The sequence below is a fragment of the Caloramator sp. genome (assembly GCF_020054765.1).
GTDB lineage: Bacteria > Bacillota > Clostridia > Clostridiales > Caloramatoraceae > Thermobrachium > Thermobrachium proteoclasticum.
This window is the reverse complement of sequence record NZ_JAIHAO010000005.1, coordinates 19,613-32,372: the sequence shown is the minus strand read 5'-3', so window position 1 is coordinate 32,372 and position 12,760 is coordinate 19,613. Positions and strand designations below refer to the sequence as shown.

Here is a 12,760-nt window from a genome sequence, read left to right as displayed (position 1 = left end):
CAATTAAATTTAGGCTAAAAAAGTTAATTTTTGTAATAATTTTATAGAATATAAAATTACCAAGATAAGGGGTTGATGAAGCAAATATATTTCAAGAGACCTTCTGCTTATAAATTCAATACATTTAGATTTAACTTCAAAGGGTAAAATTCTATTTCCTCTTTTATATACTAATCTAAAAATAAATATTCCAAGTATGTAGTAGATGATGTATGGGAAAATAGGATAATAATCCACCGATACAAATCCATAATATGTAAACCCAAAGGGGATTAAAAAAGGGTTTGTTATCTTTATACTCTGAGTAATTCTATATAGAAAATAGGCTATTAATTGAATTAATATTAGCCAATAAGTATTTAACTTGTTTAAAACAACTGAAAGCAAAGTCATAGTAGCTAAAAAATGTAATATACCAAACCTTATATACTCTTCTTTAAAAAAGATAAAGGAAATAATTGTTATAATTGATGCAAATATATAAAGTTTTAAGGCTTTTTTAATTGGACTTTTACCTAAATTACTACTTATACCAGCTACTATTATAAAAAGCAATCCCGAAACTTTTCCTATATAATACCAAAACCCAACTTCATAGTTAATATCTATACCCATAAATTCATTTAAATCATAGACTATGTGAAAAATGACCATAAGTAAAATTGCTGTAAATCTAAATAAATCTATTTCTGTAATTCTTTTCATTTTATCATACCCTCTTTAATTATACCGCAACTCTACTCCATCTTCCACATTTATCTCCAAAATAACCAATTTTAAATTCTCCTTCTTTTAATTCTACGACTTCGCACATATTTGAACATCCGTTGCACTTAAACGTATTTGGCATAATAATAGTATTATGAATTCCAAACCCTCTAAAGTTCGTTCTCCCATTTAACTCAATTTGTTCCTTCGCCAAAATTGCTGCACCTATTGCTCCCATAACATCATAATATTCTGGTACAAAAACCTCTATATTTAAGAGTTCCTCAAAGGCCTTTTTCATACCTATATTTGCTGCAACCCCACCTTGGAAGAAAACTTTTGGCTTAATATTTTTTCCCTTTGCTACATTGCTTATAAAATTTCTTGCAAGTGCACTACAAAGCCCTGCTATTATATCAGAAACATCGTATCCTAACTGCTGTTTATGTATCATATCTGATTCAGCAAATACAGCACATCTTCCTGCTATTCTAACGGGATTTTGGGACTTTAGAGCATACTCTCCAAACTTTTCAATCGGTATTTCAAGCCTCTCTGCCTGCCTATCCAAAAAGGAACCTGTACCTGCTGCACAAACAGTATTCATAGCAAAATCAGTAACTACACCATTTTCAATAGTTATTATTTTACTATCCTGTCCTCCAATTTCTATTATTGTTCTTACCTCTTTGTCTAAATTGACTGCTGCAACTGCGTGGGATGTAATTTCATTTTTCGCAATATCTCCACCTACTAAAACCTTTGCTAAGTATCTCCCACTTCCTGTTGTTCCAACTGCCTTTATGTCACTGTCTTTATAAAATTCACTTAAAATTAAAAGTCCCTCTTGAATTACCTTGATTGGCCTTCCCTTTGTTCTTAAATAAAGTTTATGTACTAATTTTAAATCTTCATCAAGTACAACTATATCTGTACTCACAGAACCTACATCTATTCCTAAATACACATCCTTTTCCTCCCCTCTATCAAATCCAAAAAGGCTTCAATTCTTGTATAATAACCAGCTTCTCCCGTCATTTCATCTACTACTAAAGAAAGAATTGGTATATTGTATCTTTTCTCTATATCAGGTAGTATCGCCTTAGACACAATCTCCGGCATACATCCAACGGGGAAAATTTGTATAAGACCATCAAATCCCATTTTATAGTTTAGCATTGCTTCTCCTACACACTCCTGTGCGTGTCCACCTATACACATTCCTAAATAATGCTTTGCCTCTTTATATATAGGGCTTCTATTAATTTTAAGTGATGATAATACAGTATTTTTAACCCACCAGCTTGGATAAAGGGTTCTTTTTGTTGATACACCTAAACTCATAAGAATATCCTCTATGTATAAATTGGATAGTGAGTCAATTATTGTATATATTTCGCCAATAATGCCTATTTTTATTGGTGTTTTAAAGTTATCTATTTCTATCCTATCCACTTTGTCTTTATAATTTTCTAATACCTTTAAAGTACCTTCTGCTCCCTTTGCTTCTATTGCTTCTTTTTTTACATCCTTTAAAAGTTTTGAAAATTCACCTTTATTTTTTTCATAACCAGCAAAAAACCTACATTCTTTTTCTATTTCATCTATTAAATTGATTGCCTTTAAGGCTATATTTAGAGCCTTTATCTTCTTATAGGTTGAAAGTCCGCTATCCTTTGCAACACTACTTAATCTATTTAAAAACTCTTTTATTCCTATTTTTGATGGCTCATCTATTACAATAAAATTTATCTGCCTTCCTAAGGACATAAGCACCTTCTTTTGGAGTTCACAATATTCTCCAAATCTACAGGGCCCACAGCTTCCTGTTATAAGAACTGTATCTGCACCCTTTTCTATACTTTCTATATAATTCCCAATCATTATCTTAAAGGGAAGGCAAACATCATCAGGAGAATGTAGACATCCTATTTCTAATGTCTTTTTAGTAGAGATTGGGGGAATTGTATATTCAACATCAAGTGCATCAAATAGTACCTTAGCTGCAATATATGTATTACCCAAGTGAGGAAATGTTATATTCATTTTTTGCCCTCCTCTTTAATAAATCAATAAATGCTTCTATTCGTGTATCGATACCTGCTTCCCCTGTATGCTCATCAATCTTTAGTACAAGATATGGAAAACTACCTATATCCTTTTTAATCAAGTCTATTGAAAAGGAATCTATACCACACCCAAAGGAGGATATATATATAATTCCATCTATTTTTCCTGTTTCAACAAGAGAAATTGCACAGTTGTATGTGTTTCTTAAAAAAGTCCAAAAAGGCTTTTTAATCAATCTATAGGTATAGTCATAGGGCTCTATATTATCCTCTGTAAAAACTTCTACTCCATTTTGATGTAACTTTTTTACCAAATTCATATTCACAAAATCATCATAGATTAAATACGAATGTCCAAGTAACAGTACTCTTATATTGGGATTAGATATGCTTGTTTTGGTATATTTGTATATATTGCTCTTAAAACCCTTATATGCCCTTTTAAATTTTTCTTTATCAACTCTAAAGGTTTTCGAAAAGTTGTATAGAGAATTTCTTAAAGTCTTTTCATTGTAAGCTGTTATTGTGGGGCAAATTATGTTTTTAATATCAAGTGAGTACTTAACCATCTCAGGTAAACCACAAAATTTAGGACATATAAACTCATTTTTATTTAATTTCATTATTCTTGGGACTAAAACAATATCGCACCTATCCCTTAAATATTCAACGTGGCCGTGAAATATCTTAACAGGCAAACAAGCCTCGTCTACGCAGTTTAATACTCCAAGGTCAAGTATTTCCTTATTAGTTTTAGGACTTACAACTGTTGTAAATCCAATAGTGTTTAAAAATTCCTGTATTGCATCACGATATTTTATATTCAAAAGTCCATTTGGGATTCCTATAATCATATCATCACCCTTATATCAAAATTCCTTATAAATTATTCCCCAAAATTGCAGCTTTTATACAAAAAAGAGTGCCAAAAGGCACTCTTTACTCTCCTTCAACCTCTATCATAATAGGACAATGGTCTGACCCCATCACATCAGTTAATATTTTTACATCCTTTACTTTATCTATAAAATTCTTTGAAACAAAATGATAATCAATCCTCCATCCTATATTCTTTTCTCTTGCTTTAAATTTATAGCTCCACCACGTATATTCAACCTTTTCAGGATAAAAATATCTAAATGTATCTATATACCCATTTTCAATAAACTTATCTATCCAAGCTCTCTCAATGGGCAAAAAACCTGAATACTTCTCATTTGCCTTTGGATTCTTAAGGTCAATCTCCCTGTGGGCAGTATTATAATCACCACATATTATAAGTCTTTTGCCATTTTTAACTTCACTATTACAATAATCTAATATTGCATCATAAAATCTTAATTTATAATCCAGCCTCTCATCACTCATCTGCCCATTAGGAAAATATATATTTAAAAGAGTAAACTCATTAAACTCTGTTATAACTATTCTGCCCTCTTTATCGAACTCTTCAATTCCTATACCATATTTAACCTCGTTAGGTTGAATCTTTGTATATGTAGCAACACCACTATATCCTTTTTTATCTGCAAAGCTAAAATATGAAAAATATCCTTCAATGTTTTTTAATTCATCCTTTAGCTGATTTTCTTGTAGTTTTGTTTCCTGTATACATAAAATATCTGGATTTTCTTCCCTTATCCATTCAAAAAAATTCTTTTGAGCAATTGCTCTAAGTCCATTAACATTCCAAGAGTAAATCCTCATAGCATCACCCCAATCAAAATTATATATTAATGTTACCAAATAAATACTCAAAAGAAAAGGCACCCTTTGGTGCCTTTCAAACTCTAATTCCATTTATGAGTTTTAGACATTTCCTCATCTGTTTTTAGGAAATAATCATACCTTACCACATTTTTACTTGAATAACCATAAACAATAGGGTCGTCAAAGGTAACATCCACGTGAAGCCAAGCATCTCCTACCTTTACTTTGTTCCAAGCGTGACCTTCACCATCTGCCGTACCAACTACTATCATAGAATCTATTCCAAAATACTTTGCCAATCTTTGAAAGGCCGATGAATACCCACCACATATAGCCTTATTTGTTGTTAGTGCATAGTATGCGTGGGAATCCCTTGCATATTGAGATTCATCACCTGTCTTTAAAAATTCAACATCATAGCTTAGATTATAAGCAATATAGTCGTGAATAATTTTTATTTTTTCCTCAATTGTATTTGCCTCATTTACTTTTGTTTCAATTTTTGTAGCAGTATTTTTTATTACATCATATAGTCCTAAATTCATCTTTAAAATTTCTTGTTGAGGCAGTGAATATCCAAAATATATTGTTGTACCCTTTGAGTCAGAAGAATATCTTATTTGTCTAAGATATGCAAAATCAGAATATGAGTAAAGTACATCCTCTAAAGCAGCCGATAGAATTTTAATATCACCAGAGTAAAGAGATTTATCTATAAATATAGTGCTTTTACCCTCAAATATTGCTTTTGCAATTTCGAAGTTAAGTTTATTATTTGATTCCTTGTCCTTATCTAAAAGGAAAAAATCTAACCTCTGTAAATATGATTGTTGATCTATTGTAGCTTGTCCATTATTTTGATTTGAAATAGATGTATTTTTTACTTTTTTATAATTTATCTTTAATGAATATCCTACAAAAACCCTTTTCTTTTTACTAATCCTATAATGTTTTATTACCCTTATATTTTCAACATTATTAATACCTTTTGTTGTATTTATTGCTCTATTTAATGCAGCATCTGTTGTTTTTTCAGTATATCCATTGGAGGATAATACTATAATCGGAGCCCTTTTTTCATCTGTATATTTAAAACTGTTGTATACTTATTTGTTAGTAAACCCACAGGGCTAATTTTGGCAGCATAAACCTTTTTGTTATTTATAGTACTAAATGTTTTAATAGAAGGGACATTAGAAATCAATGTAGTCAGCAATATAATCAAAAGAAATACTGCATTAATTTTAAAGACTTTTTTCATCCCACCACCCCTTTTCCATTTTATTTAATTATTATTTTAAATAAATTAATTTTTATATTCAATATTCTGTACACAATATTAACAATGTAATTTTAAACTAAATATCACTTTTTTTCATTAATTAGAATATATTAGTATTAGTTAGGATTTTAAGAGGTGATTATATGCCATTATCCGATAGAGAATTATTCGCAAGGCTTATAAAATGCGAGGCAGAAGGAGAAGGCGAAATTGGTATGAAGGCGGTTGCAACTGTTGTTATGAATAGAGTACACGTAAGCTATGGTGAATATTTTAGAGTTTGCCAAGGAAGCCTTCGCCGTGTCATACTTCAGCCCTTTCAGTTTACTTGTGCATTAACTACAGTATACGGAAAATATAATCCACAAAATATATACAATATGCGTCCTGATGCTTTTCACTACCAAATTGCAGATTGGGCACTATCTGGAAATAAATTATCTGGTGTAGGTAATGCACTTTGGTACTACAACCCCTTTAGTGCAGTATGTGCAACCTATTTTCCTAAAACAAAGACAGGAATATATGTAACAAGAATTGCCCAGCACTGCTTCTATAACCCAACACCTTTGTATGCAAAAACTTGATATAAGGAGGTCTTTTATGAGTAAAAAAAATTCTAATGAACCTATACAAGAGAAAAATTCAAATTTAGAGGCTGAACCAGTTTATTTTGTTCCAACCTTCTACCGCTATCCTTGTCCATTAGTTGATGACAGACAAGAGGATCTAACATTCCAACCTGTAAATCCTGAAGAAGAACCAACACTAAAAAACATAAACTTCACTCAAGCATACTTAAGAACACAAATAGGTAAAAAGGTAAAGATAGACTTTTTAATTGGAACTAACCTTTTTATTGATAAGGAAGGAATACTACTTGAAGTTGGTGTAAGCTATGTTGTAATAAGGGAAACTACTTCAAATGCAAAGGTTATGTGTGATTTTTATTCAATAAGATTTGTAACCATATTTGAATAGCAAAAATAAACAAAAGGTGCAAAGCACCTTTTGTTTATTTTTAGTATCCCTTTATAATATCTACTGTGTTTAGAAGTTCGCGTCCTTCTGCATATCTCTTCATATTTTCATAAATTATATTATATCTTCTTTCATTCCTCATTTCTGAAACCCAGGAATTATGAGGTGTTATGATTATATTTTCCATATCCCAAAGAGGACTCTCCACAGTAAGGGGTTCTTCTTCAAAAACATCAAGTGCAGCCTTTTTTATCTTTCCCTTTTTTACAGCCTCAATTAGTGCATCAGTATTTATAACACTTCCCCTTGCAATATTTACTATATAAACTCCATCCTTCATATTCTCTATCAATTCTTTATCTATTAGATAAAATGTCTCTTTTGTTAATGGTACAGATACAACAACAAAGTCACATTTTTTTACTACATCTTTTATCTCATTTAAGCTATAACACTCATCAAAATACTCTAATTTCCTTCCATTTGTATTTACACCAATCAATTTTACTTCGAAACCCTTTAACCTTTTAGCAGCCTCCTGTGCTATTGTTCCTGTACCTATAAATCCAACTGTCTTATTAAAGAGCTCTAAAATACTTGTATCTACCTTCCATATTTTCTGCTTTTGTTTTTCATAAAACTCTCTACTATTTTTTATCATCTCAAGTATTTTAAGAACAATCCATTCTCCCATAGGAATGCTATATCCACCTTTATTGTTGGTTACTATAATCCTTCGTGCTGACACTATATCCTTTGGAATTTGATCAATTCCAATACTCGAAAGTTGAATCCATTTGAGTTTCTCCATTAAGCTTATATCTAACGTAGAAAAAGGGTTATAGCATACCAAAACCTCAACATCCTTAAAATTTTTCTCATAAACTACTTTATTTTCATCTCTTATTAAGACTTCATACCCTAAATCCTCAATCCTTTTCATTTTGTCTCTACCATAATCATAAGTAAAAAGTACCTTTTTCATATATTCACCCCCTTATATAAAATTATACAAAAATTCACTTTAAAATTATAATGCAAATTTATGATTTAAATAAAACAAAGTGGCTAACAAAGGTATGATATTACCTTTGTTAGCCACTAAAAATTACGCACCCTTTTCTTCTTTGCTCTTTTTAGTTAGTCCTATTATTTCAAAAATCTTCTTTGCTCTTTCTTTAGTAGAACCATCTAATGTAATATATGGCACATTTTCAGCATCTAAGAAATGCTTAACCGCCTCATCTACCTTTATAGCTGTCTCTTCATCCTGCCATCTTACTCCATCCCTTTCATATCCAAACTCTCTTGGCAGGAAAAAGATGTAATCATACTTTGGAAGATCCCTAATTGCAAGAGCATAAAGGTCCTTTAAGATTTCAATTTCTTTTGTTGTTCTTTTTTTGTTTCCAAGCATAAACCTTCCATAAATGTAAGGTAAAAATGTAGCATAGTCTGTTATAGCATAGTCAAACACTTCAAGTTCATTTTCAAGCCTTGCTTGACCAAGATAGATGCCATATTGTTCTGCAAGGTGTTCAATCATTCCCTTATCCTTAAGATATTCTGTTGAATATTCTGTTGCACATCCAACATTTAGTCCCATTATCTTCATTTCAGCATATAGATATTGAATAAGCGTTGTTTTTCCACATCTTGGACCACCAATAATTGCTATTCTTATAGGCACTTCACTCACTCCATAACTTAATTTTTGTTTTAGAAAAAAGCAATTTATATTATATCAGCTTAACTTCATACATTCAATAACGAAAATTATTTTATTTATTTTTTTTATAATTTGTTATACAAAGATTAAATTTTACTCTTCTCTTCTTTTTGGTGGTAGTGGTCCAAAATATTGATATAAATAGCAAAGCAGTTTTCCATTGTATAATTTTCTATTTTTATCTGCCTTTTTACCAAATAATTTTTCAAAATCCAAATGGTTTGTTAATATAAAATAGGACCAAGAATCTAATTTACTAAATACCTCTCCCATCTTTTTATATAGCTTTTCAACCTGTCTAATCTCTCCTATTCTCTCACCATAGGGAGGATTACATATAATACATCCATATTTCTTCTTTGAACTTAATTCCTCCATAGGAAGCTTTTGTACAAATACTAAATCTTCAACACCTGCTCTTTTTATATTTTCCCTTGCAACCTTTAGCACCTTTCCATCTATATCTTGACCTAATAACTTAAACTCTAAATCATTTATTTCACTCTTTGCTCTATCTCTAATCTCCTTCCATATCCTTTTGTCTATATGATTCCAGTTTTCTGCATCAAATCCTCTATTTAAGCCTGGTGCAATATTTTTACCCATTAATGCAGCTTCAATTAAAATTGTTCCAGAACCGCAAAATGGGTCAATTAGCTGTCTATCAGGAGTCCATTTACTTAAAAGTACCATTGCAGCTGCTAAAGTCTCCTTTAATGGTGCCTCTCCTGCCATAGTTCTATATCCTCTTTTATGTAATCCTATACCTGATGTATCAAGGCTTATTGTCGCTATATCTTTTAATATTGCAACCTCTATTTTATATGTAGGCCCATCCTCATCAAACCAATCGGTTTTGTATTTTCTCTTCATTGCCTCAACAACAGCTTTTTTTACAATTGCCTGGCAGTCTGATACACTAAATAGCTTTGATTTTACTGACTTACCTATTACGTGCATCTTTGCATTTTTAGGTAAAAAATCAGGGAAGTTTATTGATAGGGTTCCTTGAAAAAGGTCTTCAAAGGTTTCTGCCTTAAACTCATTAAGCTTTATGTAAACCCTATCTGCTGTTCTTAAATACATATTTAGTTTTGCAATATCTTCATCTTTTCCCTTTAAGGTTACTTTTCCGTTTTCCACCTTGTAGTCGCTATATCCTAATGCTTTAAGCTCGCTTGCCGTAACTGATTCTATTCCAAATGCCGTAGTTATTACTATATCGTACATCTTATCTCTCCTTTTTCAAATTTCTTAATATATCATATCCTAAAAATAACTTATTTTGCAATATTAATGATAATAGTGTAAAATATCTTACGAGGTGATTAAAATGGGAGAAGCTGTTCTACAATATTTTTTGCATAATGGAAAGGAATATGAGGTAAATAATTTTGATAACATATACAAAGAAGTATCTCCAAGTATATATGAAGTTATAAGATTAATCAATGGTAAACCTGTATTTTTAGAGGACCATATACAAAGGTTAAATAACTCTGCAAAACTTTTAAATGTTGATTATTATGCTGATATAGAGAAAATTAGACAACAGATAATACAATTAGCTAAGCTAAACAACATTCAAAATTACAATGTAAAGATTGTTGTAAACAACTTTGATAGTCCTGATGTATATCTATTTTTTATAAAATCAGTCTATCCTGCAAAAGATTCTTATGAATATGGAGTTAAAACAACACTTTTTAAGGCTATTAGAGAAAACCCTAATGCAAAGGTTATAAACTCTGCATTACGTAAAAAAATAAATAAACACCTTGAAGAGAATAATTTATACGAAGCAATCCTTGTAAATAATAATGACGAAATAACAGAAGGAAGTCGTTCAAATATATTTTTCATAAAAGGAAATACATTATACACCGCACCTAAAGAGGATGTTTTAGTTGGAATTACACGAATAAAGGTTATGGAGATTGCTGAAAAATTAGGGCTTGAGGTTGTTGAGAATAAAATAAAGGTAAACCAAATATATGAGTTTGATGCCTGCTTTTTAACAGGAACTTCACCAAAGGTACTACCTATATCCCAAATTGATAATAAAGTCTTTAATGTAAAAAATTCTATTCTTAAAAAAATAATGCAAGAATACGACAAAATGCTTTCATAAGTGCCACCAAGGTGAAATGTGACATTATCCATTTATAACCAAATAAGAAGAGTACCTTCTATTATAAAAAGGTACTCTTTTTTAATCTTTCTTTAAATAACTCTTCTCCTCTTTAATAATTCAATAATCAATAAAGCTAAAACACCACCTATAAGAGCAGTTATTAGCTGTGGAAAGCTCATACTTGTAGCTAAAGCTTTTGCTATCTTTGGTGGAAAATTCAAACCAATAAGTTTTATAAGCTTTGTAGAAGCAAAGGATAAAAAGGCAAACTTAACTAAAGCTCCTAATATTATACCAATAGCCCTTCTAAATATATCTCCTTCTACAAATAATGAAAATACTAATACAAACAATAAATTCCCCACCATAATAAAAGGAATAAATGGTGCTAATGGTGCTGCCAATTGGCCTACAAACCAAGCTAAAAGTGGTGTTAATATTCCTACTCCTACACCCCACCACCTTCCACAAATGAAGGCTGTAAGTATTAAAATACTATTAATAATAGGTCCTACTAAAAATTGATTAATTTGAGGTATGTTTCTTCCAATTACTTGAAACACAATACCTATAGCTAAAAATAAGGATGAATATACTATTTTATTGGTTTTACCTTTCATTATATTACCTCCTATAAAATCATATATATGCAATTTACTATTAAAATTCTGATATTTTTGATAAAATTAAAATATTTTTATCCTCAGTTTTATTGTTTATTACTTTTACAGCGAGTAGATAATAATTATATCATTAATTATATCAGACACCAAAACAAATATTAATATAAGTAATAGAAGGTAATATGAAAAAAGTTATACTTTTTATTTTTAGTTTTTTAACTTCAGCTTTTTGTATAATACAGTTGCCAAAACACCTAATGCTTTAATTAATAATCCATATTCACAAAAAGAAACCATAAATAATCAAGAGATATGCCAAGTAGTTAAAATTGTTGACGGTTTTGGAAGTAAACTAAAAAATGTACCTCTTTTAGCACCAAAAGAAATAATAATTAAGTATATAAAAGATAATTATAGTATTTACGTAATTGATCGTCTTTTGGAAAAATGGATTAAAGAACCTAAAAAAGCTCCTGGAAGATTAACTTCAAGTCCTTGGCCTGATAGAATCGAAATAAAAAGCATTAACAAAATAGATAAATACACATATAAGGTAACGGGAGAAATCATCGAAATAACAAGCTCCGAAATAGTTTTAGATGGTGTGGCTGCAAAACGTCCTATAGTCCTATAAATTTAATTTTAAAGAAAATAAATAAAAAATGGCTGATTGATGAAGTTATATTGGGTAACTATAAGTAAATATTATAACTTTAAATAGTAAATTCATACTAAAGGTAATAATGCAAAACTTTATTATTTATAAAAACTGTCTATAATAACATTGATATATCTTACATATAACAAAAAGTTACAAACAATATTACTCTAAATAAAATGCGACATTCTCGTATCCTATCAAAAATAGGTACGAATGTCGCAAAATTTAATACTATAAATAGGAAAATGTCACATTTCACCTGGGTGGGAGACCTCCGAAAAAATCAAATCATTTTTAAAAACATACTATATATAGTGATGACAATTTTTAAGGTATCATTTTTTCAGAGCTCTTGGTGGCACTTTTTTATCCCAGTATCTTCTTCACTTTTCCTGTATTGTATCCTATATCGTCGCCTAACTTTTCATCTGGCATAAGTTTAAACTTTTCCTTAACGTATTCTACTTCTTCCTTTGCTGACATTGACATTACTGTTTTTATCTTATAGATGTAGTGTCTTGACATCTTTAGAGAATTTGTCGGGCAAACGTCCACACAGAAGGCACAAAAGCTACATCTACCATAATCAACAACAGGCTTTTTAATATCTCTTCCCTGTTCATTCTTACCTACTACCTTCATCTTTATTGCATCAAAGGGACAAATTCTTTTACAAGCTCCACATCCAACGCATTTTTCTAAATCGTTTGTATGAAGGCCTCTATAGTTAGGAGATACGCCCTCCTTAGGAAAAACTCTTAAAATCTGTTTTGGATACTTTATTGTAACAGGTTTTCTAAATAAATTTTTTAACGTCGTCAGTGGAGAATAAACACTCTTATCACCTAATGCCATAGAAGCAC

Annotated in this window: 15 protein-coding genes; 4 read left to right on the top strand and 11 right to left on the bottom strand. The window is 30.4% G+C overall.

Annotation, left to right across the window (positions count from 1 at the left end; all coding sequences use genetic code 11):
- Positions 1-9: 9 nt before the first annotated feature.
- The 6 genes from JG776_RS02985 to JG776_RS02960 all read right to left on the bottom strand — a co-directional run bounded on the left by JG776_RS02985 (position 10) and on the right by JG776_RS02960 (position 5,032).
- The gene (locus tag JG776_RS02985) at positions 10-705 is read right to left on the bottom strand and encodes a heparan-alpha-glucosaminide N-acetyltransferase (protein ID WP_291964571.1); all 696 of its coding nucleotides are present in this window, start codon (positions 703-705) and stop codon (positions 10-12) included.
- A gap of 19 nt (positions 706-724) precedes the next feature.
- Positions 725-1,675 carry an acyl-CoA dehydratase activase gene (locus JG776_RS02980; protein ID WP_291964569.1) on the bottom strand — a complete coding sequence of 317 codons (951 nt, stop codon included), beginning with the start codon at positions 1,673-1,675 and terminating at the stop codon, positions 725-727.
- The gene (locus JG776_RS02975; protein ID WP_291964566.1) at positions 1,666-2,754 is read right to left on the bottom strand and encodes a 2-hydroxyglutaryl-CoA dehydratase; all 1,089 of its coding nucleotides are present in this window, start codon (positions 2,752-2,754) and stop codon (positions 1,666-1,668) included. The genes JG776_RS02980 and JG776_RS02975 overlap by 10 nt, the downstream gene beginning before the upstream one ends.
- Positions 2,726-3,631, bottom strand: a complete 906-nt coding sequence (locus JG776_RS02970; RefSeq protein ID WP_291964564.1) for an acyl-CoA dehydratase activase-related protein — start codon at positions 3,629-3,631, stop codon at positions 2,726-2,728. The genes JG776_RS02975 and JG776_RS02970 overlap by 29 nt, the downstream gene beginning before the upstream one ends.
- Before the next feature lie 85 nt (positions 3,632-3,716).
- Positions 3,717-4,484, bottom strand: a complete 768-nt coding sequence (locus JG776_RS02965) for an exodeoxyribonuclease III (RefSeq protein ID WP_291964562.1) — start codon at positions 4,482-4,484, stop codon at positions 3,717-3,719.
- A gap of 83 nt (positions 4,485-4,567) precedes the next feature.
- Positions 4,568-5,032 (bottom strand): transglutaminase domain-containing protein, encoded by a 465-nt coding sequence (locus JG776_RS02960; RefSeq protein ID WP_291964560.1) that lies wholly within the window; start codon positions 5,030-5,032, stop codon positions 4,568-4,570.
- A gap of 880 nt (positions 5,033-5,912) precedes the next feature.
- On the opposite strand from JG776_RS02960, the gene JG776_RS02955 reads away from it, so the two are divergent.
- Both JG776_RS02955 and JG776_RS02950 read left to right on the top strand, forming a co-directional pair.
- Positions 5,913-6,356: a cell wall hydrolase gene (locus JG776_RS02955; protein WP_291964558.1), complete on the top strand. Its 444-nt coding sequence runs from the start codon at positions 5,913-5,915 to the stop codon at positions 6,354-6,356.
- 16 nt (positions 6,357-6,372) lie between these two features.
- Complete coding sequence (locus tag JG776_RS02950) at positions 6,373-6,750, top strand: hypothetical protein (RefSeq protein WP_291964556.1); 378 nt, start codon at positions 6,373-6,375, stop codon at positions 6,748-6,750.
- A 40-nt stretch (positions 6,751-6,790) separates the two neighbouring features.
- Here the strand turns inward: JG776_RS02950 and JG776_RS02945 are convergent, their stop codons facing one another.
- From JG776_RS02945 to JG776_RS02935, 3 genes are all read right to left on the bottom strand, one after another.
- On the bottom strand, positions 6,791-7,735 hold the full coding sequence (locus JG776_RS02945) for a phosphoglycerate dehydrogenase (RefSeq protein ID WP_291964554.1): 945 nt from the start codon (positions 7,733-7,735) through the stop codon (positions 6,791-6,793).
- Between the two features lie 123 nt (positions 7,736-7,858).
- A complete protein-coding gene (locus tag JG776_RS02940) occupies positions 7,859-8,440 on the bottom strand; it encodes an ATP-binding protein (RefSeq protein WP_291964552.1) in 582 nt (193 codons plus the stop codon).
- A gap of 132 nt (positions 8,441-8,572) precedes the next feature.
- Positions 8,573-9,709: a class I SAM-dependent RNA methyltransferase gene (locus JG776_RS02935; protein WP_291964550.1), complete on the bottom strand. Its 1,137-nt coding sequence runs from the start codon at positions 9,707-9,709 to the stop codon at positions 8,573-8,575.
- A gap of 103 nt (positions 9,710-9,812) precedes the next feature.
- On the opposite strand from JG776_RS02935, the gene JG776_RS02930 reads away from it, so the two are divergent.
- Complete coding sequence (locus tag JG776_RS02930; protein WP_291964548.1) at positions 9,813-10,610, top strand: aminotransferase class IV; 798 nt, start codon at positions 9,813-9,815, stop codon at positions 10,608-10,610.
- Between the two features lie 92 nt (positions 10,611-10,702).
- On the opposite strand, the gene JG776_RS02925 is transcribed toward JG776_RS02930, so the two are convergent.
- Positions 10,703-11,233: an ECF transporter S component gene (locus JG776_RS02925; protein WP_291964546.1), complete on the bottom strand. Its 531-nt coding sequence runs from the start codon at positions 11,231-11,233 to the stop codon at positions 10,703-10,705.
- A 232-nt stretch (positions 11,234-11,465) separates the two neighbouring features.
- On the opposite strand from JG776_RS02925, the gene JG776_RS02920 reads away from it, so the two are divergent.
- Complete coding sequence (locus tag JG776_RS02920; protein ID WP_291964544.1) at positions 11,466-11,870, top strand: hypothetical protein; 405 nt, start codon at positions 11,466-11,468, stop codon at positions 11,868-11,870.
- A gap of 393 nt (positions 11,871-12,263) precedes the next feature.
- Here JG776_RS02920 and JG776_RS02915 read toward each other — a convergent pair whose 3' ends face one another.
- The gene (locus JG776_RS02915) at positions 12,264-12,752 is read right to left on the bottom strand and encodes a 4Fe-4S binding protein (RefSeq protein ID WP_291964542.1); all 489 of its coding nucleotides are present in this window, start codon (positions 12,750-12,752) and stop codon (positions 12,264-12,266) included.
- Positions 12,753-12,760 lie beyond the last annotated feature (8 nt).

What these genes read in the sequence shown, in the direction of transcription:
- JG776_RS02985 (WP_291964571.1), bottom strand. Translation starts at nt 705, where the DNA reads ATGAAAAGAATTACAGAAATAGATTTATTTAGATTTACAGCAATTTTA.
- JG776_RS02975 (WP_291964566.1), bottom strand. Translation starts at nt 2,754, where the DNA reads ATGAATATAACATTTCCTCACTTGGGTAATACATATATTGCAGCTAAG.
- JG776_RS02970 (WP_291964564.1), bottom strand. Translation starts at nt 3,631, where the DNA reads ATGATTATAGGAATCCCAAATGGACTTTTGAATATAAAATATCGTGAT.
- JG776_RS02965 (WP_291964562.1), bottom strand. Translation starts at nt 4,484, where the DNA reads ATGAGGATTTACTCTTGGAATGTTAATGGACTTAGAGCAATTGCTCAA.
- JG776_RS02960 (WP_291964560.1), bottom strand. Translation starts at nt 5,032, where the DNA reads ATGAATTTAGGACTATATGATGTAATAAAAAATACTGCTACAAAAATT.
- JG776_RS02955 (WP_291964558.1), top strand. Translation starts at nt 5,913, where the DNA reads ATGCCATTATCCGATAGAGAATTATTCGCAAGGCTTATAAAATGCGAG.
- JG776_RS02950 (WP_291964556.1), top strand. Translation starts at nt 6,373, where the DNA reads ATGAGTAAAAAAAATTCTAATGAACCTATACAAGAGAAAAATTCAAAT.
- JG776_RS02945 (WP_291964554.1), bottom strand. Translation starts at nt 7,735, where the DNA reads ATGAAAAAGGTACTTTTTACTTATGATTATGGTAGAGACAAAATGAAA.
- JG776_RS02935 (WP_291964550.1), bottom strand. Translation starts at nt 9,709, where the DNA reads ATGTACGATATAGTAATAACTACGGCATTTGGAATAGAATCAGTTACG.
- JG776_RS02930 (WP_291964548.1), top strand. Translation starts at nt 9,813, where the DNA reads ATGGGAGAAGCTGTTCTACAATATTTTTTGCATAATGGAAAGGAATAT.
- JG776_RS02925 (WP_291964546.1), bottom strand. Translation starts at nt 11,233, where the DNA reads ATGAAAGGTAAAACCAATAAAATAGTATATTCATCCTTATTTTTAGCT.
- JG776_RS02915 (WP_291964542.1), bottom strand. Translation starts at nt 12,752, where the DNA reads ATGGCATTAGGTGATAAGAGTGTTTATTCTCCACTGACGACGTTAAAA.